The organism is Streptomyces sp. NPDC006602 (assembly GCF_042870385.1).
GTDB lineage: Bacteria > Actinomycetota > Actinomycetes > Streptomycetales > Streptomycetaceae > Streptomyces.
In genome coordinates this window covers 626,066-652,529 of the sequence record NZ_JBIAHG010000003.1, presented here as the reverse complement: position 1 = coordinate 652,529, position 26,464 = coordinate 626,066, and the positions used below count along the sequence as shown (strand labels likewise).

Annotated in this window: 25 protein-coding genes; 15 read left to right on the top strand and 10 right to left on the bottom strand. The window is 71.0% G+C overall.

Annotated elements, in window-relative coordinates:
- Window positions 1–8 precede the first annotated feature (8 nt).
- The 6 genes from ACFYO2_RS11740 to ACFYO2_RS11715 all read left to right on the top strand — a co-directional run bounded on the left by ACFYO2_RS11740 (window position 9) and on the right by ACFYO2_RS11715 (window position 8,440).
- On the top strand, window positions 9–1,136 hold the full coding sequence (locus ACFYO2_RS11740) for a hypothetical protein (RefSeq protein WP_388347326.1): 1,128 nt from the start codon (window positions 9–11) through the stop codon (window positions 1,134–1,136).
- A 206-nt stretch (window positions 1,137–1,342) separates the two neighbouring features.
- Window positions 1,343–2,863 (top strand): aldehyde dehydrogenase family protein, encoded by a 1,521-nt coding sequence (locus ACFYO2_RS11735; protein ID WP_388347324.1) that lies wholly within the window; start codon window positions 1,343–1,345, stop codon window positions 2,861–2,863.
- 82 nt (window positions 2,864–2,945) lie between these two features.
- Window positions 2,946–4,475, top strand: coding sequence for a GMC family oxidoreductase (locus ACFYO2_RS11730; protein ID WP_388347322.1), 1,530 nt, complete (start codon window positions 2,946–2,948; stop codon window positions 4,473–4,475).
- Complete coding sequence (locus tag ACFYO2_RS11725; protein WP_388347320.1) at window positions 4,475–5,545, top strand: glycine betaine/L-proline ABC transporter ATP-binding protein; 1,071 nt, start codon at window positions 4,475–4,477, stop codon at window positions 5,543–5,545. The genes ACFYO2_RS11730 and ACFYO2_RS11725 overlap by 1 nt, the downstream gene beginning before the upstream one ends.
- Window positions 5,545–7,482: an ABC transporter permease gene (locus ACFYO2_RS11720; protein WP_388347319.1), complete on the top strand. Its 1,938-nt coding sequence runs from the start codon at window positions 5,545–5,547 to the stop codon at window positions 7,480–7,482. Before ACFYO2_RS11725 ends, ACFYO2_RS11720 begins: the two co-directional genes overlap by 1 nt.
- Window position 7,483: 1 nt before the next feature.
- A complete protein-coding gene (locus ACFYO2_RS11715; RefSeq protein WP_388347317.1) occupies window positions 7,484–8,440 on the top strand; it encodes an ABC transporter substrate-binding protein in 957 nt (318 codons plus the stop codon).
- A 3-nt stretch (window positions 8,441–8,443) separates the two neighbouring features.
- On the opposite strand, the gene ACFYO2_RS11710 is transcribed toward ACFYO2_RS11715, so the two are convergent.
- Together ACFYO2_RS11710 and ACFYO2_RS11705 are read right to left on the bottom strand one after the other, a co-directional pair.
- Window positions 8,444–9,160 (bottom strand): isocitrate lyase/phosphoenolpyruvate mutase family protein, encoded by a 717-nt coding sequence (locus tag ACFYO2_RS11710; RefSeq protein ID WP_388347315.1) that lies wholly within the window; start codon window positions 9,158–9,160, stop codon window positions 8,444–8,446.
- A 34-nt stretch (window positions 9,161–9,194) separates the two neighbouring features.
- Complete coding sequence (locus tag ACFYO2_RS11705) at window positions 9,195–9,719, bottom strand: carboxymuconolactone decarboxylase family protein (protein WP_388347313.1); 525 nt, start codon at window positions 9,717–9,719, stop codon at window positions 9,195–9,197.
- A 47-nt stretch (window positions 9,720–9,766) separates the two neighbouring features.
- On the opposite strand from ACFYO2_RS11705, the gene ACFYO2_RS11700 reads away from it, so the two are divergent.
- Together ACFYO2_RS11700 and ACFYO2_RS11695 are read left to right on the top strand one after the other, a co-directional pair.
- On the top strand, window positions 9,767–11,152 hold the full coding sequence (locus ACFYO2_RS11700) for a PLP-dependent aminotransferase family protein (RefSeq protein ID WP_388347311.1): 1,386 nt from the start codon (window positions 9,767–9,769) through the stop codon (window positions 11,150–11,152).
- Window positions 11,153–11,212: 60 nt separating this feature from the next.
- Window positions 11,213–11,362 (top strand): hypothetical protein, encoded by a 150-nt coding sequence (locus ACFYO2_RS11695; RefSeq protein ID WP_388347309.1) that lies wholly within the window; start codon window positions 11,213–11,215, stop codon window positions 11,360–11,362.
- A 127-nt stretch (window positions 11,363–11,489) separates the two neighbouring features.
- On the opposite strand, the gene ACFYO2_RS11690 is transcribed toward ACFYO2_RS11695, so the two are convergent.
- Window positions 11,490–12,392, bottom strand: a complete 903-nt coding sequence (locus tag ACFYO2_RS11690) for a hypothetical protein (protein WP_388347602.1) — start codon at window positions 12,390–12,392, stop codon at window positions 11,490–11,492.
- 135 nt (window positions 12,393–12,527) lie between these two features.
- On the opposite strand from ACFYO2_RS11690, the gene ACFYO2_RS11685 reads away from it, so the two are divergent.
- Together ACFYO2_RS11685 and ACFYO2_RS11680 are read left to right on the top strand one after the other, a co-directional pair.
- Entirely contained in the window at window positions 12,528–12,893 is a 366-nt protein-coding gene (locus ACFYO2_RS11685; protein WP_388347307.1) for a hypothetical protein, read from the top strand.
- A 42-nt stretch (window positions 12,894–12,935) separates the two neighbouring features.
- Window positions 12,936–14,120 carry a glutathionylspermidine synthase family protein gene (locus ACFYO2_RS11680; RefSeq protein WP_388347305.1) on the top strand — a complete coding sequence of 395 codons (1,185 nt, stop codon included), beginning with the start codon at window positions 12,936–12,938 and terminating at the stop codon, window positions 14,118–14,120.
- Between the two features lie 42 nt (window positions 14,121–14,162).
- Here the strand turns inward: ACFYO2_RS11680 and rocD are convergent, their stop codons facing one another.
- Complete coding sequence (gene rocD / locus ACFYO2_RS11675) at window positions 14,163–15,368, bottom strand: ornithine--oxo-acid transaminase (protein ID WP_388347303.1); 1,206 nt, start codon at window positions 15,366–15,368, stop codon at window positions 14,163–14,165.
- Window positions 15,369–15,590: 222 nt separating this feature from the next.
- On the opposite strand from rocD, the gene ACFYO2_RS11670 reads away from it, so the two are divergent.
- Complete coding sequence (locus ACFYO2_RS11670; RefSeq protein ID WP_388347302.1) at window positions 15,591–17,039, top strand: glycine hydroxymethyltransferase; 1,449 nt, start codon at window positions 15,591–15,593, stop codon at window positions 17,037–17,039.
- Window positions 17,040–17,291: 252 nt separating this feature from the next.
- On the opposite strand, the gene ACFYO2_RS11665 is transcribed toward ACFYO2_RS11670, so the two are convergent.
- From ACFYO2_RS11665 to ACFYO2_RS11655, 3 genes are all read right to left on the bottom strand, one after another.
- A complete protein-coding gene (locus ACFYO2_RS11665; RefSeq protein ID WP_388347601.1) occupies window positions 17,292–17,981 on the bottom strand; it encodes a hypothetical protein in 690 nt (229 codons plus the stop codon).
- 191 nt (window positions 17,982–18,172) lie between these two features.
- Entirely contained in the window at window positions 18,173–19,114 is a 942-nt protein-coding gene (locus tag ACFYO2_RS11660) for a hypothetical protein (RefSeq protein WP_388347300.1), read from the bottom strand.
- Window positions 19,101–19,661, bottom strand: coding sequence for an RNA polymerase sigma factor (locus ACFYO2_RS11655; protein WP_388347298.1), 561 nt, complete (start codon window positions 19,659–19,661; stop codon window positions 19,101–19,103). Before ACFYO2_RS11655 ends, ACFYO2_RS11660 begins: the two co-directional genes overlap by 14 nt.
- Before the next feature lie 142 nt (window positions 19,662–19,803).
- Between ACFYO2_RS11655 and trpS the strand changes: the two genes are divergently transcribed.
- The gene (gene trpS, locus ACFYO2_RS11650; RefSeq protein ID WP_388347297.1) at window positions 19,804–20,817 is read left to right on the top strand and encodes a tryptophan--tRNA ligase; all 1,014 of its coding nucleotides are present in this window, start codon (window positions 19,804–19,806) and stop codon (window positions 20,815–20,817) included.
- 164 nt (window positions 20,818–20,981) lie between these two features.
- Window positions 20,982–21,557, top strand: a complete 576-nt coding sequence (locus ACFYO2_RS11645) for a 2'-5' RNA ligase family protein (RefSeq protein WP_388347295.1) — start codon at window positions 20,982–20,984, stop codon at window positions 21,555–21,557.
- Between the two features lie 10 nt (window positions 21,558–21,567).
- Here the strand turns inward: ACFYO2_RS11645 and ACFYO2_RS11640 are convergent, their stop codons facing one another.
- Complete coding sequence (locus ACFYO2_RS11640; RefSeq protein WP_388347293.1) at window positions 21,568–22,323, bottom strand: decaprenylphospho-beta-D-erythro-pentofuranosid-2-ulose 2-reductase; 756 nt, start codon at window positions 22,321–22,323, stop codon at window positions 21,568–21,570.
- A 39-nt stretch (window positions 22,324–22,362) separates the two neighbouring features.
- Window positions 22,363–23,718: an FAD-binding protein gene (locus ACFYO2_RS11635; protein ID WP_388347292.1), complete on the bottom strand. Its 1,356-nt coding sequence runs from the start codon at window positions 23,716–23,718 to the stop codon at window positions 22,363–22,365.
- A gap of 193 nt (window positions 23,719–23,911) precedes the next feature.
- Here ACFYO2_RS11635 and ACFYO2_RS11630 point away from each other — a divergent pair, with 193 nt between their 5' ends.
- Window positions 23,912–24,829 carry a YihY/virulence factor BrkB family protein gene (locus ACFYO2_RS11630; RefSeq protein ID WP_388347291.1) on the top strand — a complete coding sequence of 306 codons (918 nt, stop codon included), beginning with the start codon at window positions 23,912–23,914 and terminating at the stop codon, window positions 24,827–24,829.
- Here the strand turns inward: ACFYO2_RS11630 and ACFYO2_RS11625 are convergent.
- Window positions 24,783–26,105 (bottom strand): D-alanyl-D-alanine carboxypeptidase family protein, encoded by a 1,323-nt coding sequence (locus ACFYO2_RS11625; protein ID WP_388347289.1) that lies wholly within the window; start codon window positions 26,103–26,105, stop codon window positions 24,783–24,785. The two genes, ACFYO2_RS11630 and ACFYO2_RS11625, sit on opposite strands and share 47 nt — an antisense overlap.
- 91 nt (window positions 26,106–26,196) lie before the next feature.
- On the opposite strand from ACFYO2_RS11625, the gene ACFYO2_RS11620 reads away from it, so the two are divergent.
- Entirely contained in the window at window positions 26,197–26,436 is a 240-nt protein-coding gene (locus ACFYO2_RS11620; protein WP_388347287.1) for an SCO4848 family membrane protein, read from the top strand.
- Window positions 26,437–26,464 lie beyond the last annotated feature (28 nt).

Here is a 26,464-nt window from a genome sequence, read left to right as displayed (position 1 = left end):
GGGGCGGCATGAGCGGCAGCGGGGGAGCGCGGTACTGGAACGAGGAAACCCAGCGCTGGCAGGACGACGACGGCACGAGGCCCAACCTCCCGGCCCCGGCCACACCGCCACCACCGGCCCGACCGGGGGACGCGCCGGTGTGGCCGACGGGGGTGCCGGCACCGGATGTCACAGGCGGCCCGGCCATGGGCACGGCGGCCGTGGCGGGCGGCCCGGCTGCGGATCCGGCGCCTCAGGATCCGGCCCCGTCCCCGGCCCAGGCGCCGGGCCAGGCCCAGGCCCCGGTTCCGGTCCCGGCCCAGGCCCCGGCTTCGGACCTGCCGGGCGTATGGCCGGCCATCCAGTGGCCCAGTGATGCCTGGCCGCCCGCCGATCAGACCGTCCCGGCCGCCGCGGGCCCGGGCCGGGGCATGAGTCGTCGGCTCGTGTGGTCCGTACTGGTCGGGGCCGCCGCCGTCGGTGTCGCCGTGAGTCTGGTGCTGACGTTGGTGGTCGGCTCCGGGGACGACGAGGACGGGCCGACGGTCGCCGCGAGCGGGTCGCCGACCTCCGCGGGCGAGGTCTCACAGCAGAGCGACCCGAGCGCGTCGCCCACCGAGGAGTCGGCCTCGCCCACCGTCTCGGCCCTCGAACTCCCCGCCGGCTACGAGGAACAGGACGACACCGAGGGCTTCCGGATCGCGATACCCGAGGGGTGGTCGCGTACGACGGCGGACTCCCAGTACGGCATGGCCGTGGTCAACTACCGCAGCGGCGACGGCGAACACCGCTTGCAGATCTACCAGGTGTCCGAGGAGTCGCCGGACGCGTCGTTCGAGCTGTACCTGTCGGACCAGACCGCCAAGCCGGACGGCTTCGAGCAGCTTTCCCTGGAGAACCTGGACGGCGGCGAGTTCACCGGGTCACGCCTGGAGTACCTCGCCGACAGCATCAAGGGCGAGCCGGACGTCGGTACCTGGCACGTCTACGACGAGCGTTTCGTGGCCTCGGACGGCGACATCTACGCCATCGCCGCCTACGGCCCCGACGCGGACGGCCGTGACGACGAACTGGAGGTGCTCACCACGGCGTTGGAGTGGTTCTGCCCGCCGCTCGGCCAGTGCGCGCCGGCCTCGAGCTCGTTCGACATCGACTGACTCACACGCTCTGCGGATCGTCCTGCAGCTTTTGATGGCCCGCAGCGTGCGTTTTGCCTTGTTCGTCCCCATGTTCAGTGACGCAGCGCACTTTCGGCCATGGATTGCGCATGCAATCGAGGGTCGGGGGCATGCGCTAACGGTCCCGGTGAGTGACGCGTGTGTGACACAGGGGCACTGAACAGGAACGGAAGGCAAACCCGATCATGGCGGACACACCAGAACTCCAGGCGCGGAAGACCATCCACGTGGACGGGGAGTGGCTCGAAGCCGTCTCCGGCGCCACGCGCGAGATCATCGACCCCGCGGACGCCCTGCCGTTCGCCCTGGTCGCGGAGGGTGACGAGAAGGACACCGACCTGGCGGTCGCGGCCGCCCGGCAGGCCTTCGACCACGGCGCCTGGCCGCGCACCCCCGTCGCCGAACGCGCCGCACTGCTGCGCCGCGTCGCCGATCTCCTCGTACGCGACCGCGAGGAGCTCGGCCTGCTGGAGAGCCGGGACGCGGGCAAGACCGTGGAGGAGGGCCGCGTCGACATCGACTGTGTCGCGGACGCCTTCCGCTACTTCGCCGACCTCGTCGCCGCCGAGGCCCCGGGCCGGGTCGTCGACGCGGGCTCGCCCGACATCCAGAGCGTGGTCGTGCACGAGCCCCTCGGCGTGTGCGCACTGATCACGCCTTGGAACTACCCGCTCCTCCAGGCGAGTTGGAAGATCGCCCCGGCGCTCGCGGCCGGCAACACCTTCGTGGTCAAGCCGAGCGAGATCACCCCGCTGACGACGATCGCCCTGATCGACCTGCTGGCAGAGGCGGGGCTCCCGGCCGGCGTCGCGGGCATCGTCACCGGCCCCGGCCACTCGGTCGGCGCCCGGCTCGCCGAGCACCCCGACGTCGACCTCGTCTCCTTCACCGGCGGCCTGGCCAGCGGCACGAAGGTGGCCCAGGCCGCCGCCCCGAGCGTCAAGAAGGTCGCCCTCGAACTCGGCGGCAAGAACCCCAACGTCGTCTTCGCCGACGCCTGCGCCACCGAGGAGGCCTTCGACACCGCCGTCGACCAGGCCCTCAACGCGGCCTTCATCCACAGCGGCCAGGTCTGCTCTGCGGGCGCCCGCCTCATCGTCGAGGAGAGCGTCCGGGACCGTTTCGTCGCCGAACTCGCCCGCAGGGCGGACCGTATCCGCCTCGGCCGCGGTACCGAGGACGGCGTCGAGTGCGGCCCGCTCGTCTCCGAGCAGCAGCGCGCCAAGGTGGAGTCGTACGTCGACTCCGCGCTCGCCGAGGGCGCGGTGCTGCGCTCCGGCGGCAGGCGGCCGGAACCGAGCGACACGCGTCCCGCCACCGGCTACTTCTACGAGCCGACCGTCCTCGACCACTGCCACCGCGAGATGAAGGTCGTACGGGAGGAGGTCTTCGGACCCGTGCTCACCGTCGAGACCTTCCGCACCGAGGACGAGGCGGTCGCCCTCGCCAACGACACCGAGTACGGCCTCGCGGGCGGCGTCTGGACCGCCGACGCCGGCCGGGCCCGCAGGGTCGCGGGCCGGTTGCGCCACGGCACGGTCTGGATCAACGACTTCCACCCCTACCTCCCCCAGGCGGAGTGGGGCGGCTTCGGCAAGAGCGGGACGGGTCGCGAACTCGGCCCCGCCGGGCTCGCCGAGTACCGCGAGACCAAGCACGTCTACCAGAACCTCGCGCCGAAGCCCGTCCGCTGGTTCGCAGGCTGAGTCGCCTGCTCTCGCTCTCCCCCCCGCTCCCCCTCGCCCCCTGCTCTCCTCGCTCCCTCGCAAGCCCTGGAGTACCCCCCCCATGTCCGAGAACAGTCAGCTATACGACTACGTCCTGATCGGCGGCGGCACCGCAGGATCCGTCATCGCCTCTCGCCTCACCGAGAACCCCGACGTCACCGTCGCCGTCATCGAGGGCGGCCCCAGCGACGTCGGCAGAGACGACGTCCTGACCCTGCGCCGCTGGATGGGCCTGCTCGGTGGTGAGCTCGACTACGACTACCCGACCGTCGAGCAGCCGCGGGGCAACTCCCACATCCGGCACAGCCGCGCCCGCGTCCTGGGCGGATGCTCGTCCCACAACACCCTGATCGCCTTCAAGCCGCTGCCGTCCGACTGGGACGAGTGGGAGGCGGCCGGCGCCAAGGGCTGGGGCGCGGTGCCGATGGAGGCGTACTTCGCGCGGCTGAAGAACAACATCGTCCCGGTCGACGAGAAGGACCGGAACGCCATCGCCCGCGACTTCGTCGACGCGGCTCAGAAGGCACTCGGCGTCCCCCGCATCGAGGGCTTCAACAAGAAGCCGTTCGACGACGGCGTCGGCTTCTTCGATCTCGCCTACCACCCGGAGAGCAACAAGCGGTCGAGCGCCTCGGTGGCCTACCTGCACCCGGTGATGGACGAGCGCGCCAACCTGACGATCATGCTGGAGACCTGGGCGTACAAGCTGGAGTTGAACGGCACCCGCGCCGAGGGCGTGCACGTCCGCACGAAGGACGGCGAGGAGATCCTCGTACGGGCGCGGGGCGAGGTGCTGCTGTGCGCGGGCGCGGTCGACTCGCCCCGTCTGCTGCTGCACTCCGGCATCGGTCCGAAGGCCGACCTGGAGGCGCTCGGCATCCCCGTCGTGCACGACCTGCCCGGCGTCGGCGAGAACCTGCTCGACCACCCCGAGTCGGTGATCGTCTGGGAGACCGACGGCCCGATCCCGGAGAACTCCGCGATGGACTCCGACGCGGGCCTCTTCGTGCGCCGCGATCCCCAACACGCGGGCCCCGACCTGATGTTCCACTTCTACCAGATCCCGTTCACGGACAATCCGGAGCGCCTGGGCTACGAACGCCCGTCCCACGGCGTCTCGATGACCCCGAACATCCCCAAGCCGAAGAGCCGCGGCCGACTGTTCCTGACCAGCGCCGACCCGTCGGTCAAACCAGCCCTCGACTTCCGCTACTTCACCGACGAGGACGACTACGACGGCCGTACCCTCGTCGACGGCATCAAGATCGCCCGTGAGATCGCCAAGGCCGAGCCGCTCGCCGGCTGGCTCAAGCGCGAGGTGGCCCCCGGGCCGCAGGTCACGGGCGACGAGGAACTGAGCGAGTACGCCCGCAAGGTCGCGCACACCGTGTACCACCCGGCGGGGACCTGCCGTATGGGAGCCGCGGACGACCGAATGGCCGTCGTCGACCCCCAGTTGAGGATCCGCGGACTGGACGGCATCCGCATCGCCGACGCGTCCGTCTTTCCGACCATGTCCGCTGTGAACCCGATGATCGGGGTGCTGATGGTCGGGGAAAGGGCCGTCGACCTCATTGGAGGTAGTGCCTGATGACCACGACCACGACTGCGCCTGCGACCACGGCTCCCGTGTTCTCCGTCGAGGGCCTGTGGAAGGTCTTCGGCTCCAAGGCCGACAGCATCCCCACGGACCCCGAGCTGGCCGCCCTGCCGCCCGCCGAACTGCGCGCCCGCACCGGCTGCACCGCCGCCGTCCAGGACGTCTCCTTCGACGTGCGCAAAGGTGAGGTATTCGTCGTCATGGGCCTGTCCGGCTCCGGCAAGTCCACGCTGGTGCGCTGTCTGACCCGGCTGATCGAACCGACCGCCGGCGCCATCGCCATCGACGGCGAGGACGTTCGCGCGATGGACAAGTCCCGGCTGCGCGAGCTGCGCCGGCACCGCGCCGCGATGGTCTTCCAGCACTTCGGCCTGCTCCCGCACCGCACGGTGCTCGACAACGTGGCGTACGGACTGGAGATCCAGGGCATGGGCAAGGCCGAGCGCCGCGAGCGGGCCAAGAAGGTCGTCGAGAAAGTCGGTCTGGAGGGCATGGAGCAGCGCAGGCCCGGCCAGCTGTCCGGCGGTCAGCAGCAGCGCGTCGGTCTGGCCCGCGCACTCGCCGTCGACCCCGAAGTCCTGCTCTTCGACGAACCGTTCAGCGCGCTCGACCCGCTGATCCGGCGCGACATGCAGGAGGAGGTCGTCCGGCTGCACCGCGAGGAGGGCCGCACGATGGTCTTCATCACCCACGACCTCAGCGAGGCCCTGAAGCTCGGCGACCGGATCGCGCTGATGCGCGACGGCCGTGTGGTGCAGCTGGGTACGCCGGAGGAGATCGTGGGCTCGCCCGCCGACGACTACGTCCGCGAGTTCGTCCGTGACGTCCCGCGCGAGCAGGTCATGACGGTCCGCACCGCCATGCGCGCCGGGGACTGCGAGGGCCCGGAGCACCCGGGCGCGATCGCCGCCGACGCGGTGGTCGCCGAGGCGATCAAGGTCGTGGCCCGCAGCCACAAGCCCGCGTGTGTCGTGGAGGACGGCCGGTGTCTGGGGGTCGTCGATCACGAACGGCTCCTGGACGTCGTAGCCGGAACGGAGCTCCGCGAGGAGGCGGTCTGATGGCATCGGTCACCGCACCCGCCCCCCGGATCGCCCTGCCCGGCATCCTCAGGCACCGAGCCGTCCACAAGCTGCTGCTGCTCGCCGTCGCCGCGGCGATTCTCGTGCCCCTGGCGAACGCCCGCTGGGCCAGCGGCAGTTGGCCGGGCGCGCTCACCGTCGACCTCACCGATCCGCTGACGAGGACCAGCGACTGGATCATCGACAACCGCGACAGCCACCCGCTGTTCCTCTACTTCTTCGGCTACGTCAGCAACGCGGTCGTCCTCTCCGTACGGGCCGTGTACCTGGTGCTTCTCGCCGCCGGGTGGGCCGGGGTGACCGCCTTCGCCGGGCTTGTCGCCTGGCGCGTCGCCGGGGTGAAGCTGGCTCTCGGCACCGCCGCCGCGTTCCTGGCCTGCGGTCTGCTCGGCATGTGGATCCCGACCATGCAGACCCTCGCGCTGATGGTCGTGGCCGTCCTCGCGTCGGTCGTCGTGGGCGCCCTGCTGGGGCTCGCCGCCGGGCTGTCGGACCGCATGGACCGGATCCTGCGTCCGATCCTGGACACCATGCAGGTCCTGCCCGCCTTCGCCTACCTGCTCCCGGTGGTCCTGATCTTCGGCATCGGCGTGCCCGCGGCCGTCCTCGCGACGGTCGTGTACGCGGCCCCGCCCATGGCCCGTCTCACCTCGCTCGGCCTGCGCGGCGCCGACAAGGAGGTGCTGGAGGCGGTCCATTCGCTGGGGTCGACCGCCCGGCAGCGCCTGCTGACCGCGCGTATCCCGTTGGCACGCAAGGAACTCCTCCTCGGCCTCAACCAGACGATCATGATGGCGCTGTCCATGGCGGTCATCGCGTCGGTGATCGGCGCGGGCGGTCTCGGTGACCGGGTGTACCAGGCGCTGGCGTCGGTCGACGTGGGCGCGGCGCTGGCCGCCGGCATCCCGATCGTGCTCCTGGCCGTCGTACTGGACCGGATCACCGGCGCGGCGGGAGACGGCACCGAGGGATCGGGGCGCGCGGGATGGGCGTACGCGCTCGTCGCCGCCGTGGCCGTCGCGGTGGCCGGACGTCTCGTGGGCCGTCTGGACTGGCCCGACGGCTGGACGCTGAACATCGCCGAACCGGTCAACCGGGCCGTCGACTGGATGACGGACCACCTCTACTCCGGTGTGCCGGTCATCGGCGGCACCGCCGACTGGGCCGGCCACTTCACCACCTGGGTCCTCGACCCGGTGCGGGACGGTCTGCAGGGGCTGCCCTGGTGGTCGGTGCTGCTCATCGTCGCCGCGCTCGCCTGGCTGATCGGCACCTGGCAGACCGCGCTCACCGCGGTCCTCGCCATGGCCGCGATCGGCGTGCTCGGCGTGTGGAAGCCGTCGCTGGACACGCTCTCGCAGGTGCTCGCGGCGGTCGCCGTGACCCTCGTCCTGGGCTTCGCGACCGGTATCGCGGCCGCCCGCAGCGACCGCTTCGAGCGGATGCTGCGGCCCGTCCTGGACGTCTTCCAGACGATGCCGCAGTTCGTGTACCTGATCCCGGTCGTCGCCCTGTTCGGCGTCGGCCGCGCACCCGCCGTGGCCGCCGCGGTCGTCTACGCGCTGCCCGCCGTCGTCCGCATCACCACCCAGGGCCTGCGCCAGGTCGACCAGGCAGCCCTGGAATCGGCCCGCTCGCTCGGCGCGTCCAGCGGCCAGCAGATCAGGCAGGTACAACTCCCGCTCGCCCGGCCCGCGTTGCTGCTCGCCGTCAACCAGGGCGTGGTCCTGGTCCTCGCCGTCGTCATCATCGGCGGCCTGGTCGGCGGCGGCGCCCTCGGCTACGACGTCGTCTTCGGCCTCGCCCAGGGCGACCTCGCGACCGGTCTGGTCGCCGGCGCGGCGATCGTCTGCCTCGGCCTGATGCTCGACCGGGTGACCCAGCCGACCGAACGCCGCACGAAGAAGGGAGCGTGACATGCGACTTCGTACGACTGCCGTAGTGGCCGGTGCGTCCTCGCTGCTCCTCCTGACGGGCTGCGGCGCCGCCGACATGACCAAGCAGGCCTCGCCCTTCGCGGGCGCCCAGGGCGCGAAGACCGTGACCCTCTCCGTCCAGTCCTGGGTGGGTGCGCAGGCCAACGTGGCCGTCGCGCAGTACCTGCTCGAGCACAAGCTCGGCTACCGCGTCGACACCGTCCAGGTCGACGAGGTGCCCGCCTGGGACGCGCTCAGCCAGGGTCGCGTCGACGCCATCCTGGAGGACTGGGGCCACCCCGACCAGGAACAGCGCTACGTCCAGGACAAGAAGACGATCACGCGGGGCGGCGACCTCGGCGTGACCGGGCACATCGGCTGGTACGTGCCGACGTACTTCGCCAAGCAGCACCCGGACGTCACGAACTGGAAGAACCTCAACAAGTACGCCTCGCAGATGCGCACGGCGGAGAGCGGCGGCAAGGGCCAGCTCATGGACGGCTCGCCCTCCTACGTCACCAACGACAAGGCGCTGGTGAACAACCTGAAGCTCGACTACCAGGTCGTCTTCGCCGGCTCCGAGGCCGCCCAGATCACGCAGATGAGGCAGTTCGCCAAGGAGAAGAAGCCCTTCCTCACCTACTGGTACGAGCCGCAGTGGCTCTTCAAGAAGGTCCCGATGACCGAGGTGAAGCTGCCGGCGTACAAGGAGGGCTGCGACGCGGACCCGGAGAAGGTGGCCTGCGCCTACCCGCACACCCCGCTGCAGAAGTACCTCAACACGGACTTCGCCCGGTCCGGTGGCGAAGCGGCGGCCCTCCTGAAGAAGTTCAAGTGGACCACCGAGGACCAGAACGAGGTCTCCCTGATGATCGCCGACCAGAAGATGTCGCCCGAGGAGGCGGCGAAGAAGTGGGTGGACAGCCACGAGTCCACATGGAAGGCGTGGCTGTCCTGATGCTCACTTCACCTCTGCGGTGATCTCCCGCAGGGCGGCGGTGGCCCGGCGTTGCAGCCCCGGCCCGAACGTGATGCGAGTGGCCCCCAGTTCACCGAGTTCGGTGGGCGAGGGGCCCGCTCCCACCATCGCGAACACGTTGATCGGCCCCTGGATCCCGGACCGCAGCAGCGGCAGTACGGTCGTCGGGGCGCCGATCGGATAGACGCAGTCGGCGCCCGCGGCGACGTACAACGCGGCCCGGTGGATGGCCTGTTCGGGATCGGCGACGCCTGTGATGAAGGTGTCGACGCGGGCGTTGACGAAGAGCGCGTCCCCGGCGGCGTACCGCACCTCGGCGAGCCGGTCGGCGTGCTCGCGCGGGTCCTTGAGGACGCCGGCGGCGGAGTCCTCGAGGTTGCAGCCCACGGCGCCCGTCTCCAGCAGTCGTTCCACCAGCTCTGTCGGCGCGAGCCCGTACCCGCCCTCGATGTCGGCGGACACCGGCACGTCCACGGCCCGTACGATCCGCGCGACCGCCGCGAACATCTCGTCCGCCGGGGTCGACCCGTCCTCGTACCCGAGCGAGGCGGCGACCCCCGCGCTGGGCGTGGCGAGCGCCGGGAAGCCGGCCTCGGCGAAGACGCGGGCGCTGGCGGCGTCCCAGGGGCCGGGGAGGACGAGGGGATCGGCGGGGATTCGGCCTTGGTGCAGCGCGCGGAACGTCTGGGCCTTGTTCATGTCCGGACCTCGCGGTTCAGAAGTGTCGTGCGGCTCACTTGTACTGCCCCGGCTCGTAGTGCCCCGGGGCCATACGGAAGGTCACCCCGAACCGGTTCCACGCGTTGATCACCGCGATGGCGGAGACCAACTGCGCCAACTCGGCCTCGTCGAGGTGCTTGGCGGCGTTCGCGTACACCTCGTCGGGCACGAAACCGTCCGTCAGGACGGTCACGGCTTCCGTGAGCTCCAGCGCGGCGAGTTCCTTCTCGGTGTAGAAGTGCCGCGACTCCTCCCAGGCGCTGAGCTGGATGATCCGCTCGACACTCTCGCCCGCCGCGAGCGCGTCCTTGGTGTGCATGTCGATGCAGAAGGCGCAGTGGTTGATCTGAGAGGCGCGGATCTTCACCAGCTCGTACAGCTTGTGGTCGAGGCCCTGCTTGGCTGCCGAGTCGAGGCGGATCATCGCCTTGTAGACCTCGGGGGCGAGCTGGGCCCATGGCAGCCTGGCCGGCGGTTCGGGTGCGTACGCCTCGGTCCTCGCGGTGTCGGTCCTCGTGGTGTCGTCGTTGGTCGTCATGTCCTCGACCCTAGAAGTCGGGCAGCCCAGGGGTATGGTCCATTTCCATGCCGAAACCTTGGGCCACCCTGGGCATCGACCTGCATGTGGAGCCGACCGGTCCGGGACTGCGCCGGGGCCTGACCGACGCCCTGCGCGAGGCCGTACGCACCGGCCGCCTCGCACCGGGGACGCGCCTGCCCTCCTCGCGCACCCTCGCCGCCGACCTCGGCGTCGCCCGCAACACGGTCGCCGACGCCTACGCCGACCTGGTCGCCGAGGGCTGGCTGACCGCCCGCCAGGGTTCCGGGACCAGGGTGGCGGAGCGCGAGATCACCCCTCCGGCCGGCGCGGCCCCTCCCCGCCGAGAGCGCCACCGCCCGGCGTACGACCTCCGCCCCGGCACCCCCGACCTCGCCGCCTTCCCCCGTACGGAGTGGCTCAAGGCCGCCCGCCGGGCCTTCACCGCCGCCCCGAACGACGCCCTCGGCTACGGCGACCCCCGCGGCCGGGTAGAACTGCGCACCGCCCTCGCCGGCTACCTCGCGCGGTCCCGGGGCGTCCGCACGGACCCCGACCGGATCCTCGTGGTCGCCGGCTTCGTCCACGGCCTGAAGGTGCTGGGCGCGGTCCTGCGGGCGCGCGGCGTACGGACGGCCGCGGTCGAGTCGTACGGCCTGAAGGTCCACGAGGACCAGTTGAAGGCGGCGGGCCTGCGCACGGCACCGCTCCCCTTCGACGGACTGGGCACCGACCCTTCGCACCTGACCGACGAGGGAGCGGTACTGCTCACCCCCGCCCACCAGTTCCCCATGGGCGTACCCCTGCACCGGGACCGGCGGGCGGTCGTCCTGGACTGGGCGCGGCGCACCGGCGGACTGGTCCTGGAGGACGACTACGACGGCGAGTTCCGCTACGACCGCCAGCCGGTAGGCGCACTCCAGGGCCTGGACCCGGACCACGTGGTCTACCTGGGCACGGCGAGCAAGTCCTTGGCCCCGGGCCTGCGCCTGGCGTGGATGGTGCTGCCGCCGGACCTGGCCGACGCGGTGGCCTCGGCGAAGGGCGGCATCGACACCTGCGGCGTCCTCGACCAGCTCACCCTGGCCGAGTTCCTCACGTCCGGCGCCTACGACCGCCACGTACGCGCCGCCCGCCTCCGCTACCGCCGCCGCCGGGACGCCCTCGTCGACGCCGTCGCCACCCAGGCCCCCGACATCCACGTGACCGGGATCGCCGCAGGCCTCCACGCCGTCCTCACCCTCCCCCCGGGCACCGAACAGTCGGTCATCCAGGCCGCCGGCTGGCAGGGCCTCGCCGTCCACGGCCTTTCCTTCTTCCGCCACCAGTCGGCCGCCGCGGAGCAACTGGACGCGCTGGTGGTGGGATACGGGACGCCGCCGGACCACGCGTGGGCGGGAGCGTTGGGGGCGTTGTGCGGGGTGTTGCCCTAGGCGTGTCGCGCTGCGCGCCCTCACCTTCGCCCTGCGCCGACTGCGCGCCGACCCAGTCCTGTGCCTGCTCGCCCTCGCGACGTCGACGACCGGCGGATGCCCGGCGGGCTGCGCCGGATCCTCACCGACGACACCGCCGTACGGCTGCGCCTGGCCGGGCTCGCCGCGGCGGACCTCGTCTCACCGCCGTCGGTCTTCTCTCCAGCGTGAAGTCCGCGATCGTCCCCTTCGGCTCGCGGCCGAACACCCGTATGATCTGTGCGTCGTTCGGTCCCATGATGTACCGCCTTGTTGTTCCGGCCGGCTCTGCGGCCGTACAGCTGAACCCAGGGAGCCGTCAGGGTCCTGGCCTCCGGGAAGGGCCCGGGTAAACCCCCGGGTCGGCCAGGGGAGCGGGCCGCTCCGGAGAGGCGGGCCGTGGCGGGGTCCGGCGGGGTGCCTCACCGAACCGCGCGAGCGCCAACGCCCCCACCACAGCCACGAGGAACCCCAGCGCGGCCACCCACGCCAGCCCCTCTCGCGTACGATCCCCCAGCCACACCACACCCACCGCCGCCGGCCCGATCGTCTCCCCGATCACCATCGCCGCGGTGGCCGTGGTCACCGAGCCGCGCTGCACCGCCGAGGTCAGCGAAAGGAACGCGGCCCCACCGCCCAGCAGCAGGGCGTACGTCGCCGGACTCGCGAGCAGCTCCGAGGGCGCGAGCGAGTCGACCAGCCGTACCGCCACCTCCACCACCCCGAATCCCAGCCCGGCGCCCAGCCCGAGCACCGCCGCCCGCCCCCGCTCCGGCAGCCGCCCGGCCCCCAGCCCGAGCAGCAGCACGGCCACGGCGGTGGCGAGCGTCGCGTACTCCAACGCCGACGATCCGCCCCGGTCGCCTTCCGTGCCCGACGCCACCCCGAGCAGCGCGAGCCCGGCACACACCACCCCCACCGCGCCCCACTCTCGCCCGCTCAGCGGCACGCGCAGCAGCCGCGCGGCGACCACCGCCGTCACCGCGAGACTCGACGCCAGCGCCGCGCCGACCGCGTAGATCGGAGTCGACCTCAGCGCGGCGACCTGCAAGAGGAACCCCAGCCCGTCCAGCGCCAGCCCGGCCAGATACCGCCACTGGCGGACCGCCCGCAGCAGCAGCGCCGCCTCCCCGCCCCCGCCGGTGTCCGCCGCCCGCGCCGCCATCGCCTGCAACACCGTCGCCGTACCGAAGCAGCCAGCGGCACCGAGGGCGCACACCATTCCAAAGAGCACAAAGCGACTGTAGGGGAGGTCATGACGGGTGGGCCGCCTGATCGCCCGCTCTTACCGATCTCTAGGCTGTCCGCCGGACAACGCACACCGGGCCACCGGCCCGACCAACGGGGAGAAACGAACATGGCAGACGCGCGTCGGCAACTCCGCTCGGGAACGGTCGCACTCGGCGGCGTGGGCCTGCTCGCCGCGGCCCTGACGGCCTGCTCCTCCGACCCGGACAAGCGCTGCGTCGACCGCGACAGCTACAACGTCACCAAGGGCTACCAGATCGTCGGCGACAAGAACTGCAAGTCCGTCACCACCGTCGACGGCGCCTACTACTACGGCGGCAAGAAGAAGAGCGGCTGGGTCAAGGGTGGCTCCTTCACCAAGTCCGGTAAGGGGTCGGGCAGTTCGAGCACCAGCGGCAGCAGCGGCGGTGTCGACCGGGGCGGCTTCGGCAGCGGCGACAGCGGAGGCGTCGGCAAGGGCAGCTCCGGCGGCTGAACCGACCAACTCCTCCGGAACCCCGCTTTCAGGAAACCACTCATGAAACGCCACACCATCGAGCCCCGCCCCGGCTGGCAGCAGACCGTCGAGGAACAGGGGCTCATCTACCCGCTCACCCGCTACCCCGACGACTCCCTGCGCCCCTACTGGGACGAGAGCGCCTACTACTCCTTCCCCCTCCCCGAGGTCGAGGCACTGGAGGACGTCGTCGAGGAACTTCACCGCATGTGCCTCACGGCAGCTGAGCACATCGTCGCCACCAACCGCTTCGCCGACCTCGGCATCACCGACCCCCGCGTGGCCGAGTCGGTCGCCGAGGCCTGGCGCCGCCGCGCCGAACTCCCCTCCCTCTACGGCCGCTTCGACCTCCGCTACGACGGCACGAGCCCGGCAAAACTCCTGGAGTACAACGCCGACACCCCCACCTCCCTCGTCGAGGCCGCCTCCCCGCAGTGGTTCTGGATGGAGGAACGCTTCCCGGGCGCCGACCAGTGGAACTCCCTCCACGAACGCCTCGTCGCCGCCTGGAACAAGCAGGCCGCCCTCCTGCCGCCCGGCAGCCCCCTCTACTTCGCGCACTCCTCGGCCGACGAGCTCGGCGAGGATCTGATGACGGTCGCCTATCTCAAGGAGACCGCGGAACAGGCCGGCCTCGACACCGACTGGATCTCCATGGAGGAGATCGGCTGGGACCCACTTTCCGGCCGCTTCGTCGACAACCAACTCCGCTTCATCCGCAGCTGCTTCAAGCTCTATCCCTGGGAGTGGCTCTCCACCGACCGCTTCGCCGGCCACGTCCTCGACACCCTCGACAACGGCGGCGGCACCGGCAGCACTCTGTGGATCGAACCGGCCTGGAAGATGTTGCTGAGCAACAAGGCGTTGCTGGCGATCCTCTGGGAGCTGTTCCCAGGCCACCCGAACCTCCTTCCCGCCCACCTGGACGGCCCTCGTGAACTGGCGACGACGACTGGTTACGTGGCCAAGCCCCTGCTGGGCCGGGAGGGCGCGGGAGTGACGGTCCACGAGCCCGGTGCCGACCCGGTCGTCCGCGAAGAAGCCTGCTGCTATCAGGAGTTGACTCCCCTGCCCGACTTCGACGGCAACCGTGTCGTCCTCGGCGCCTGGGTCGTGGCGAACGAGTCCGCGGGTCTCGGCATCCGTGAGTCCTCCGGCCTCGTCACCGACGAGTACGCCCGCTTCCTGCCGCACGTGATCCTCTGAGGACCCGCTACAGTCCCGCGGATCCCTGCAGCCCCGAGATCCCTACAGCCCCAGCACGGCACGCAGCTGGGCAAGTCCCCAGTCCAGGTCCTCCTTCCCGATGACGAGGGGCGGCGCGATCCGGATCGTCGCCCCGTGTGTGTCCTTCACCAGCACACCCCGGTCCATCAGCCTCTCGGAGACCTCCCGTCCCGTGCCGTACGACGGCTCGATGTCGACGCCCGCCCACAGCCCACGCCCGCGCACCCCGGTCACCCGCCCCGTCCCGGCCAGCGCTCCCAACTCCCTGTGCAGACGCTCACCGAGCTCCGCCGCCCGCGCCTGGTACTCGCCGGTCCGCAGCATCGCGATCACCTCCAGCGCCACGGCACAGGCCAGCGGATTCCCGCCGAACGTCGAGCCGTGTTCCCCGGGCCTGAACACCCCGAGTACCGCCGCGCTCGACACCACCGCCGACACCGGCACGATCCCGCCGCCGAGCGCCTTCCCCAGCAGATACACGTCCGGCACCACCCCCTCGTGCTCGCACGCGAACGTCCGTCCCGTCCGCCCCAGCCCCGACTGGATCTCGTCCACCACGAACAGCACGTCCCGCTCCCGCGTCAGCTCCCGCACCCCCGGCAGGTAACCGGCCGGCGGCACCAGCACCCCCGCCTCGCCCTGGATCGGTTCGAGCAGCACCGCCACCGTGTTCTCGGTCACCGCCGAGCGCATCGCCGTCAGATCCCCGTACGGCACGATCTCGAAGCCTGGCGTGTACGGCCCGAAGTCCGCCCGCGCCTCGGCGTCCGTGGAGAAGCTGATGACCGTCGTCGTACGCCCGTGGAAGTTGTTGCCCGCGACAACGATCTTCGCCATCTCCGCCGGCACGCCCTTGACCCGGTACCCCCACTTCCGGGCTGTCTTCACCGCCGTCTCCACCGCCTCGGAGCCGGTGTTCATCGGCAGCACCATCTCCATGCCGCACAGCTCGGCGAGTTCCTCGCAGAACGCGGCGAACCGGTCGTGGTGAAACGCCCGCGACGTCAGCGTCACCCGCTCCAACTGCGCCTTCGCCGCCTCGACGAGCCGCCGGTTGCAGTGCCCGAAGTTGAGCGCCGAGTAACCGGCCAGCAGGTCCAGAAAACGACGCCCCTCCACGTCCGTCATCCAGGCCCCGTCCGCGGTGGCGATCACCACCGGCAGCGGGTGGTAGGTGTGCGCACTGCGGGCTTCGGCCGCGGCGACGAGCCTCTCCGTAGCGTTCACGGGATCTCCCTGAGGTGGCAGTGGCCTCCTTCCTATCCTCGCTCGGATGGTGGACGCGGGACCTGGGGGATGCGGCGTGCCCGGTAGGCTGACCGGCGGGCCGTGACTGGCGCGCTGGGATGGGATGAACCATCGGGGAGCGGCCCCTGGACTGTGTCCAGCACCGAGTGCCGTGCGCCTGGGCCGTACCGTGAACGCTGCACACGACGTCCGGAGGTCCCCATGCCAGCCGAACCCCTCTCCCACGAGTCCACCGCCTTCCGTGCCGCCCTCGACGTGATCCGCGCCGTCGAGCCGCGCGTGGCCGACGCCATCGGCCAGGAGGTCGCCGACCAGCGCGAGATGCTCAAACTGATCGCCTCCGAGAACTACGCCTCCCCGGCCACCCTCCTCGCGATGGGCAACTGGTTCAGCGACAAGTACGCCGAGGGCACCATCGGCCGCCGCTTCTACGCCGGCTGTCGCAACGTGGACACCGTCGAGTCCATCGCCGCCGAGCACGCTCGCGAGCTCTTCGGCGCCCGCCACGCCTACGTCCAGCCGCACTCCGGCATCGACGCCAACCTCGTCGCCTTCTGGTCCGTCCTCGCCCAGCGCGTCGAGGTCCCCGCCCTGGAGAAGGCCGGCGTCCGTCAGGTCAACGACCTCTCCGAGGCCGACTGGGCCGAGCTCCGCCAGGCCTTCGGCAACCAGCGCATGCTCGGCATGTCCCTGGACGCCGGCGGCCACCTCACCCACGGCTTCCGCCCGAACATCTCCGGAAAGATGTTCGACCAGCGCTCCTACGGCACCGACCCCACCACCGGCCTTCTCGACTACGAGGCCCTGCGTGTCACCGCCCGCGAGTTCAAGCCGCTGATCATCGTCGCCGGCTACTCCGCCTACCCCCGTCTCGTGAACTTCCGGATCATGCGCGAGATCGCCGACGAGGTCGGCGCCACGCTCATGGTGGACATGGCCCACTTCGCCGGTCTCGTCGCCGGCAAGGTCCTCACCGGCGACTTCGACCCGGTCCCGCACGCCCAGATCGTCACCACCACCACCCACAAGTCGCTGCGCGGCCCGCGCGGCGGCATGGTCCTGTGTGACGACTCCCTCAAGGACCAGGTCGACCGCGGCTGCCCGATGGTCCTCGGCGGCCCGCTCCCGCACGTCATGGCCGCCAAGGCCGTCGCCCTCGCCGAGGCCCGCCGGCCCTCCTTCCAGGACTACGCCCAGCGCATCGTCGACAACTCCCGGGCGCTGGCCGAAGGCCTGATGCGCCGGGGCGCGACCCTGGTGACCGGCGGCACGGACAACCACCTGAACCTGATCGACGTCGCGTCCTCGTACGGCCTCACGGGTCGCCAGGCCGAGGCCGCCCTGCTCGACTCGGGCATCGTCACCAACCGCAACTCCATCCCGTCCGACCCCAACGGCGCGTGGTACACCTCGGGCATCCGCATCGGCACCCCCGCCCTGACCACGCGCGGCCTGGGCACCGCCGAGATGGACGAGGTCGCGGGCCTCATCGACCGCGTCCTCACCACCACGGAGGCCGGTACCACCGGCAAGGGCGCCCCGTCCAAGGCCCAGCACGTCCTCGACCCGAAGATCGCGGACGAGATCGCCCACCGAGCCACCGACCTGGTCGCCGGCTTCCCGTTGTACCCGGAGATCGACCTCGGCTGACCTGCCGACCGATGCCCTGCCCCTGCGGGTGCGGCTCGGTATAGAGATCGATCAGCTCCTGGCGTGGTTCCTCCGGCGGCGGTCCGGCACCCGGCCGGGCCGCCGCGCGGCGTATCAGCAGCGTGCCGCCGGGGTCGGCGGCGAAGCCCGCCGCGAGACCCGGGATCGCCCACGGCACCCCCGCCCGTCCGCGTCGCACTACCATCCGTCCCCCTCCACGCATCCCAGGTCATCCGTCCCCACGCAGCCGTCTCACACGTCCCGCAGCTCCTGCCGGGGCCCCGGTTCCCGTCGTAGCCGGTCCCACCGCGTCCGCGTCGCGAACGGTCGCAGTACCAGCGCCAGGACGGCTCCGGCAGCCGCGCCGGGCAGCATCCACCACAAGTCGGTGCCGTCCCCGGGCCCTGCTTGCGCAGTCGGCGCGACTGCCGCGTCGGTCGCTGTCTCCGTCGTGCCGGTGTCAGCGCCGGTCTCACCTTCGGCGCCGGTCTCACCTGTCTCCCAAGGCGCCGGGGGGATCCCGGAGTTGCCTTCGCCCGAGGCCTTGCCCATCACGCCAAGGTCCTTGAGCAGGGTGCGCAGTTGGCCGGGGTTCTGGGCTCGATGCCAGTAGCCGTTCACCGACTCGGGCAGGTTCGCCGCGGTGTGTATCCAGACCTCGTTGGCATCCGTCCGTGGGAAGACCCGGTCGAGGCGCCAGGGCGATATGTCGTGCACCATCCAGGTGACGTTGATCTGCCGGGCGGCCGCCAGATCGCTCTCGGGCGGCTTGTCGTGGACGCCGGTGCCGGAGGCGCCCAGCAGCTGTTCCAGTTCTCCGTACTCCTCGTCGGAGTAGTACAGCGCCGCCGTCTCCGTGCTCTGCGGCGAGACCACGAGCACGCTCGTCGGTCCGCCGGCGGATGCCGAGGAAGCGCCCCACAGCATCAGCGCGGATGTCACGGTCAAGGCCCCTGTCAACGCGGCCACTCCACGACACCGAACGCTCCAGCCGAACAAGAACCCAAACCCGAACCCGAACCTGCGCATCCGACCCCCCTGCAAAGCCAGGCAATCCCTGTGCGACCCGTCCGCGAGCCGCGTGTCACTTCTGGTACACCGCCCGACCCGTCGGGGTTCCCATCCCCGGCGCACTATTTCGGGGACTCCTCCGGCGCCCCGTACAGGGACTTCGCGATCTCCACCGCCCGCCCCTGCGACGCCTCCCCCTCCAGCCGCAGCGTCACGTCCGTACCGCCGGAACCGTGCATCCACAGCAGCGTCGGACCGGCGGTCCGCTCCTCCCGGGTGTACCGGGAGCCGTGCGCGTCCACCAGCCAGAAGCTGAGCAGGTGCGGCCGGGGAAACCACAGGGCCGTGTTGCTCGGCACCCCGATGTCCTCGGGCTCCGCGCTCAGCGAGATCCACACGGGCTGCTCGGGCACGCTCTTGGCGAAGCCGATGTCCAGGCCGGCCGGGTACTGGTCCAGTCGGACCACACGCCCCTGCTCGCGCCAGCACAGGCTCACCAGGAACCGCCCCTGCGGCTCGCCGGTCACCGACACCGCGTCCGGCGCGCCCAGTGCCGGAGGCACCAGCGGCTCGAACCCGGCCTCCCGCTCGGCCTGCGCGAGCGACAGCGACCGCCCGCAGCCGGGCACCTCGGCGCCTGCCGAGGGCACCGCCGACGGGTCGTACCGCACCTCGACCCCGCCGAAGTCGAACCAGTCGAGGACCGCCGCCCGCACCGGGGGCGTGAGCACGAGCACCGTCAGCAGGCCGCACACCGCCGCGGTCAGCGACCGCCACCGTGCCCGAGTCCAGTGACGGGCAGCCCGCAGCCGCTCACCGGCCCCCGGCCGCTCGGCCACCGGGACCGGCACCTGCTCGGCGAGTATCCGCTCCAGCACCCGCTCGACCATCGACTCGGACCCGGCGCCGCCCGGCGGGTCCAGCGCACGCCCCAGGGCACGCAGCTCCTCCGGCAGCCGGGAGGCATCCGCGCCGGGCACCCGGCGGCCGGCATCCCCGGCACCACCAGTGCCCTCGCCGCCGTACGCACCCCGATCCCGATCCTGCTCCTCACTCACGCTCATCACCCCCTTCCCGAGGCTGAAAGTCCGGCAACAGTCGGCTCATCTTCCGCAGCGCGCGGTTGAGCCGGGACTTCACCGTCCCCCGGGGCCAGCCAAGCGCCTGGGCAGTCTCGGACTCGTCCATGTCCAGCAGATAGCGGTAGGTGACGACCAGGCGGTGCTCCTCGCTCAGTGTCTCCAGGGCTCTCAGCAGGGCGGCGCGGCGCTCCGTCTCGAGCGTGGCCACCGCAGGGTCCGCCGATTCCGGTATCAGCGGCTCAGCCTCCAGGAAGGCCGCCTCACGGCCGGCGAGCGTCCGCTGCCGGGCCGCCGTCCGCACTGTGTTCCTCGTCTCATTGGCCACGATCGACAGCAGCCACGGCTTGAACGACGCGCCGTCCTTGAACCGGCCCAGCGCGCAGTACGCCTTGACGAAGGCCTGCTGCACCACGTCCTCCGCGTCCGCACCCGCCCCGAGCGCGGCGGCCGCCCTGAGCGCGAGGCCCGTATGGGCTCGCACCAACTCCGCGTACGCCTCCGGCTCTCCGGCGCGTACGCGTGCGATCACCGCGGCCTCATCGACGATGCGGCCCCCCTCCCGCGTCCTCACACGATTGGTACACCGCTCGACGCGGATCGGTTCCCACCTGTGTCACATCTGTTTCCGACCAGTTCCGGATCGGCCTCCGACACCTGAGAGAATGGTGAGCATGTCCTCTGACCGACCCCGCGTGCTCTCCGGAATCCAGCCCACCGCAGGCTCGTTCCACCTCGGCAACTACCTCGGCGCCGTCCGCCAGTGGGTGGCCCTGCAGGAGTCCCACGACGCGTTCTACATGGTCGTCGACCTGCACGCGATCACGCTCCCGCAGGACCCCGCGGACCTGCGGGCCAACACCCGCCTGGCCGCCGCCCAGCTCCTCGCGGCCGGTCTCGACCCGGAGCGCTGCACGCTCTTCGTCCAGAGCCATGTCCCCGAGCACGCCCAGCTCGCCTGGGTCATGAACTGTCTCACCGGCTTCGGCGAGGCGTCCCGCATGACCCAGTTCAAGGACAAGTCCGCCAAGCAGGGCGCCGACCGCGCCAGCGTCGGCCTGTTCACGTACCCGATCCTCCAGGTCGCGGACATCCTGCTGTACCAGGCGAACGAGGTCCCGGTCGGCGAGGACCAGCGCCAGCACATCGAGCTCACCCGTGACCTCGCCGAGCGCTTCAACGGCCGCTTCGGCGAGACCTTCACCGTCCCGAAGCCGTACATCCTCAGGGAGACGGCGAAGATCTACGACCTCCAGGACCCGTCGATCAAGATGAGCAAGTCGGCGTCCACGCCGAAGGGGCTCATCAACCTCCTCGACGAGCCCAAGGCCACCGCCAAGAAGGTCAAGAGCGCGGTCACCGACACCGACACCGTCATCCGCTTCGACGCGGCGAACAAGCCGGGCGTCAGCAACCTGCTCACCATCTACTCGACCCTCACGGGCGAGGCGATCGCGGAACTCGAGCAGAAGTACGAGGGCAAGGGCTACGGCGCGCTCAAGACGGACCTGGCCGAGGTCATGGTCGAGTTCGTGACGCCGTTCCGAGAGCGCACCCAGCAGTACCTGGACGACCCCGAGACGCTGGACTCGGTTCTGGCCAAGGGTGCGGAGAAGGCGCGAGCGGTCGCCGCGGAGACCCTCTCGCAGGCGTACGACAAGGTGGGCCTCCTGCCCGCCAAGCACTGAGGCGCACCACCGCACCACCGCGCGGGTGCACTACCGCACAAGTGCACCACAGCGCAGAGCGCTGAACATCACTACGGTTGCGCCTGCCCACAACGCAGCCGTGGCCGTACAGTCGATAGCCGGACCGGCTGGGAACGCACCCGAAAAGGACGACAGGAGACGACGTGGGGACCGTAACGATCGGCGTGTCGATCGCGGTCCCGGAGCCTCACGGCAGCCTGCTCCAACAGCTGCGCGCGGGCTTCGGCGACGCGGCGGCTCACGGTATTCCCACGCACGTCACCCTGCTGCCGCCGACGGAGATCGACGATGCCATGGTGCCGGCCGTCGAGGCGCACCTGACCGAGGTCGCCGCGGCCGGTCGGCCGTTCCCCATGCGGCTGTCCGGCACTGGTACGTTCCGGCCGCTGTCGCCCGTGGTCTACGTCCAGGTCGCCGAGGGCGCCGAGGCCTGCACGTGGCTGCAGAAGCAGGTCCGTGACGCCTCCGGCCCCGTGGCACGCGAACTGCAGTTCCCGTACCACCCGCACGTCACGGTCGCCCACGGCATCGACGACGACGCCATGGACCGCGCCTTCGAGGAGCTCGCCGACTACTGCGCCGAGTGGCCCTGCACCGGCTTCGCGCTCTACGAGCAGGGCGCCGACGGGGAGTGGCGCAAGCTGCGCGAGTACGTCTTCGGGGGCGCGATCGTGCCGCAGGCGGCCCACGTGGAGCGGGGCTCGATCCCCGCCCCGTGACCTGGGTCTCCTAGAGCGGCAGTCGCCGGAACAGCCCCCGCGGCACATGCCGCAGCGCCGACATCACCACCCGTAGTGCCCCCGGCACCCAAACCGTCTCCGAGCGGCGCCGCAGTCCCAGCTCGATGGCCGTGGCGACAGCCTCCGGCGTCGTCGCGAACGGTGACTCCGGGAGGCCCGCGGTCATCTTCGAGTGGACGAATCCGGGGCGTACGACCATGACGTGTACGCCGGTGCCGTGCAGGGCGTCGCCCAGGCCCTGGGCGAAGGCGTCGAGGCCGGCCTTGCTGGAGCCGTAGATGAAGTCGGAGCGGCGGGCGCGTTCGCCGGCTACCGAGGAGAGCACCACGAGCGAGCCGTGGCCCTGGGTCTGCAACGCGCGCGCGGCGACCAGGCCCGCCGACACGGCGCCCGTGTAGTTGGTCTGTGCGACGCGCACCGCGCTCGCCGGTTCGCGCTCGTCGTGTGCCTGGTCGCCGAGGATCCCGAAGGCGAGCAGCACCATGTCGATGTCGCCCTCGGTGAAGACCTTGCCGAGTGCCGTCTCGTGGGAGTCGGGGTCGAGCGCGTCGAAGGCGACGGTGTGCACGGTGGCCCCTAGGGAGCGCAGTTCCGAAGCCGCTGTCTCCAGGGCGGGTGTCGGGCGTGCGGCCAGCCACACGGTGCGGGTGCGGCGGGCGATCAGCCGGCGTGCCGTGGCAAGCGCGATCTCCGACGTGCCGCCGAGGACGAGCAGGGACTGGGGGATACCGAAGGCGTCCTTCACGAACAGCTCCTAACGAAGGCCCAGAGGGCCGGAGGTTGCCTAGAGGCCGAGGCGGCGGGCCAGGTCCGACACGAACACCCCGCGGGGGTCCAACTCCGCGCGCAGCGCGCGGAAGTCGGCGAGTCGCGGGTACATCGCGGTGAGCAGTTCGGGCCGCAGGCGGGAGTCCTTGGCGAGGTAGACGCGCCCGTCGGCCGCGGCGACCTCCTCGTCCAGTTCGTCGAGGAAGGCGCCGAGGCCGGGCAGGTGCGCCGGGATGTCCAGGGCCAGGGTCCAGCCGGGCACGGGGAAGGACAGCCAGCCCGGGTCGGCGTCCCCGAAGCGCTTGAGGACGGCGAGGAAGGACGGGCAACGGCGCTGCGAGACACGGCGCACGATGCGGCGTACGGCGTCCTCCTGGCCGTGCCCGACGACGAACTGGTACTGCACGAAGCCGCCGCGGCCGTAGACCCGGTTCCAGTGGGGGACGCCGTCCAGGGGGTGGAAGAAGGTGGAGATCTTCTGGAGTTCGCCGGTACGCGCGCGTGGGGCCTTGCGGTACCAGAGCTCGTTGAAGAGTCCCGCGGTCGTCCGGCTGAGCAGGCCCTCCGGGAGGAGGGCGGGGGCGGTCGGGAGCCGGGGGGTGCGGAAGGCCAGCGGGTTCCCACGCGCGCGCGTGCCTTGCGGCAGCGCCTTCAGGGGGGCGTGGTCGCCCCGGGTCAGCACCGCGCGGCCCGTCGCCGAGCCGCGCGCCAGTAGGTCGATCCACGCGACTGAATAGCGGTAGTGGTGGTCGGTGGCCGTCAGACGGGCCATCAGGTCGTCGAGGTCCCGCGCGCGCTCGGTGTCGACCGACAGGAGCGAGGTCTCGACCGGCTGGAGCCGGACCGTCGCGGTCAGGATCACGCCGGTCAGGCCCATGCCGCCGGCCGTCGCGTCGAACAGGGGTGTGTCACGGCCGACCGTGCGGATCTCGCCGTCGGCGGTGAGGAGTTCGAGTGACAGGACATGCCGGGAGAAGGAGCCCGACACATGGTGGTTCTTGCCGTGGATGTCCGCCCCGATCGCGCCGCCGACCGTGACGTAGCGCGTGCCGGGCGTCACCGGTACGAACCAGCCCAGCGGCAGCAGCACTTCCATCAGCCGGTGCAGGGAGACGCCCGCGTCGCACAGCACGATTCCTTCGTCGGCGTCGATCACGTGGATGCGATCGAGACCCGTCATGTCGAGGACGGACCCGCCGGCGTTCTGCGCCGCGTCCCCGTAGGCCCGCCCCAGGCCCCTCGGGATGCCTCCGCGGGCCCCGCAGTCCCGAACGGCGGCCGCGGCCTCCTCGTACGTCCGTGGGCGGATCAGGCGGGCGGTGGTGGGAGCGGTGCGGCCCCAGCCGGTGACGGAAACGGTGTCGGCAGGCATGTCGGTGACCGTAGCGCCCCTTTGTGGGCGATTGGACTGGAAACATCCGCCTCATCCCCGAAATGGGTGATTAATGGGATGTCGCCCTATATTGCCGGGGTTCCGACAGTGTGCGCGGACGAGCCGCCCGGTCGGTCCTGCGGTTTTGGGGCACTAGGACATTTGTCTTCCGCAACGAGGGCAGAGTCGGATCATGGACTGGCTGAGAAAACTCCCCGGCGTCGGGCCGCTGGTCGCCCGCCTGATGGCCACGCACGCGTGGCGGTCGTACGAGCGGCTGGACCGGGTGAAGTGGACACGGCTGGCCGCCGCGATGACGTTCACCAGCTTCGTGGCACTCTTCCCGCTGCTCACCGTGGTCGCCGCGACCGCCGCCGCCACGCTCGGCAAGGAGCGGCAGAAGACGCTGGAGGACAAGATCGCCGAGCAGGTGCCCGGTATCGCCGACCAGCTCGACATCGACGGCCTGGTGCAGAACGCCGGCACCGTCGGCCTCATCGCGGCCGCCGCCCTGCTGTTCACCGGCATCGGCTGGGCGGGCTCGATGCGCGAGTGCCTGCGGGCCGTGTGGGAGCTGCCCGACGACGAGGAGAACCCGGTCCTGCGCAAGGCCAAGGACCTGGGCATCCTCGTCGGCCTCGGCGGCGCCGTGCTCGTCACGCTCGCCGCGTCCACCGTGGCGTCCGCGATGGTCGGCTGGATCACCGACCAGCTGGGCATCGACAGGGAGGGCTGGGGCAGCGTCCTGCTGCAGATCGCCGCGTTCGTCGTCGCCGTACTCGCCGACTTCCTGCTGCTCCTCTACGTCCTGACACTGCTCCCCGGCGTCGAGCCGAAGCGCCGCCGTCTGATCGTGGCCGCGTTGACCGGCGCGGTCGGCTTCGAGCTGCTGAAGCTGCTGCTCAGCGGCTATATGCAGGGCGTGGCCGGGAAGAGCATGTACGGCGCGTTCGGCGTCCCCGTGGCCCTACTGCTGTGGATCAACTTCACGGCGAAGCTGGTGCTGTTCTGCGCGGCCTGGACGGCCACGCAGAGCAAGGAAACAGAAGACGACACAGCGGATGTCAACGACGACGGCGTACCAGATCCGGCCGCGGCCAGCGGCGGTTGACCAGGAACGCGGCGCCCGCGAGCAGCACCAGCAGCCCGCCGGTGATCGCGAGTGCGATCCCGATGCCGCCGGACGCGCCCTCGGCCGTGGCGCTCGCCACGGGCTTCGACGAAGCCCCTGAGGACGCACCGCCGGTCCCCGTACCACCCGCCTCCCCGGAGGCGTTCGCCCCCGGCTGGGCGCTCGCCCGCGCGGCGCTCTTCGGAGGCACCAGTTCACCCACCGGCTGCACCTTGCCGACCGCCTTGAAGCCCCAGTCCAAGAGCTTGGCGGTCTCCTTGTAGACCTCGTTGTGCTCGTCCTTCGCCGGGTTCATCACGGTGACGAGCAGCACCTTGCCGCCCCGCTCGGCGACGCCGGTGAAGGTGGCGCCGGCGTTGGTGGTGTTGCCGTTCTTGACGCCCGCGATGCCCGGGTAGACGGAGACGTCCGAGTCGCCGGTCAGCAGCCGGTTGGTGTTCTGGATCTCGAAGGACTCGCGGCTCGTCCTGCCCTTCTTGTTCTTCGTCGTCTTGCCCGGGAACTTCGCGCTGACCGTCGAGCTGTACTCGCGGAAGTCCTTCTTCTGCAGCCCCGAGCGGGCGATCAGGGTCAGGTCATAAGCGGAGGAGACCTGGCCGGGCATGTCGTAGCCGTCGGGGCTGACCGCGTGCGTGTCGAGGGCCTGGAGCTCCTCGGCGTGCGCGTTCATCTCCCTGACGGTGTTGTCGATGCCGTCGTTCATCTGCGACAGCACGTGCACGGCGTCGTTGCCGGAGCGCAGGAAGACGCCGAGCCACAGGTCGTGGACGGTGTACGTCTCGCCCTCCTTTATCCCGACCATGCTGGAGCCGGAACCGATGCCGGCCAGGTCGGAGGGGGCGACCTTGTGCTTCTCGGTCCTCGCGAACTTCGGCAGCACCGTGTCCGCGAACAGCATCTTCAGGGTGCTCGCCGGAGGCAGCCGCCAGTGCGCGTTGCTGGCGGCCAGTACGTCGCCGGACTCGGCGTCGGCGACGATCCACGACCGCGCGCTCAGGTCCTTGGGCAGCACCGGCACCCCGCTCGCCAGATTGACCTGCGCCCCGGCCCGGCCGAGACGTTCGCCGCCGACGGTGGACATGTTCGCCGGGGGAGTGGCCGACGGACTCGCGGACGGGCTCGCGGGCGCGCTCGGCGACGGACCAGGAGCCGCCAGGGAGACGGGCGCGGTCAGTGCGAGCGACGACAGGGCGGACGACAGGACAACGGAAGTGACCAGCAGGGATCGCCTGCCGGTCTTCTTGGGAGCGGGCACGGTCAGGAACGTACATGGCACACGGCGTGAAGTCCCGCCCCCCTCCCCACCCCGGCCGAGGAACCGGCCAACCGGCGGAGATACTGGACGTATGAAGCTCAGCCGCCCCGTCTCCTGGTTCCTGCTCGCCTTCGGGGTGTGGAGCTGGGTCATCTGGGTCACTTTCGTCAAAAACCTGATCAAGGACAGCAGTGGGCTCGCGTTCGACGACGGTCACCCGACGGCGTACTTCTGGGTGCATCTGGTGCTCGCCGTCGTCTCCTTCGTATTGGGGACGGTCGTCGGGGGCATCGGGTTGCGCGGAGTGCGCGCATTGCGCCGTACGTCATAACCAGCCCTGACAGCCGACAACGGGGGGA

Coding starts and splice junctions, on each gene's coding strand:
- ACFYO2_RS11740 (WP_388347326.1), top strand. CDS start 9: ATGAGCGGCAGCGGGGGAGCGCGGTACTGGAACGAGGAAACCCAGCGC.
- ACFYO2_RS11735 (WP_388347324.1), top strand. CDS start 1,343: ATGGCGGACACACCAGAACTCCAGGCGCGGAAGACCATCCACGTGGAC.
- ACFYO2_RS11730 (WP_388347322.1), top strand. CDS start 2,946: ATGTCCGAGAACAGTCAGCTATACGACTACGTCCTGATCGGCGGCGGC.
- ACFYO2_RS11725 (WP_388347320.1), top strand. CDS start 4,475: ATGACCACGACCACGACTGCGCCTGCGACCACGGCTCCCGTGTTCTCC.
- ACFYO2_RS11720 (WP_388347319.1), top strand. CDS start 5,545: ATGGCATCGGTCACCGCACCCGCCCCCCGGATCGCCCTGCCCGGCATC.
- ACFYO2_RS11715 (WP_388347317.1), top strand. CDS start 7,484: ATGCGACTTCGTACGACTGCCGTAGTGGCCGGTGCGTCCTCGCTGCTC.
- ACFYO2_RS11710 (WP_388347315.1), bottom strand. CDS start 9,160: ATGAACAAGGCCCAGACGTTCCGCGCGCTGCACCAAGGCCGAATCCCC.
- ACFYO2_RS11705 (WP_388347313.1), bottom strand. CDS start 9,719: ATGACGACCAACGACGACACCACGAGGACCGACACCGCGAGGACCGAG.
- ACFYO2_RS11700 (WP_388347311.1), top strand. CDS start 9,767: ATGCCGAAACCTTGGGCCACCCTGGGCATCGACCTGCATGTGGAGCCG.
- ACFYO2_RS11690 (WP_388347602.1), bottom strand. CDS start 12,392: ATGGTGTGCGCCCTCGGTGCCGCTGGCTGCTTCGGTACGGCGACGGTG.
- ACFYO2_RS11685 (WP_388347307.1), top strand. CDS start 12,528: ATGGCAGACGCGCGTCGGCAACTCCGCTCGGGAACGGTCGCACTCGGC.
- ACFYO2_RS11680 (WP_388347305.1), top strand. CDS start 12,936: ATGAAACGCCACACCATCGAGCCCCGCCCCGGCTGGCAGCAGACCGTC.
- ACFYO2_RS11670 (WP_388347302.1), top strand. CDS start 15,591: ATGCCAGCCGAACCCCTCTCCCACGAGTCCACCGCCTTCCGTGCCGCC.
- ACFYO2_RS11660 (WP_388347300.1), bottom strand. CDS start 19,114: ATGAGCGTGAGTGAGGAGCAGGATCGGGATCGGGGTGCGTACGGCGGC.
- trpS (WP_388347297.1), top strand. CDS start 19,804: ATGTCCTCTGACCGACCCCGCGTGCTCTCCGGAATCCAGCCCACCGCA.
- ACFYO2_RS11635 (WP_388347292.1), bottom strand. CDS start 23,718: ATGCCTGCCGACACCGTTTCCGTCACCGGCTGGGGCCGCACCGCTCCC.
- ACFYO2_RS11630 (WP_388347291.1), top strand. CDS start 23,912: ATGGACTGGCTGAGAAAACTCCCCGGCGTCGGGCCGCTGGTCGCCCGC.
- ACFYO2_RS11620 (WP_388347287.1), top strand. CDS start 26,197: ATGAAGCTCAGCCGCCCCGTCTCCTGGTTCCTGCTCGCCTTCGGGGTG.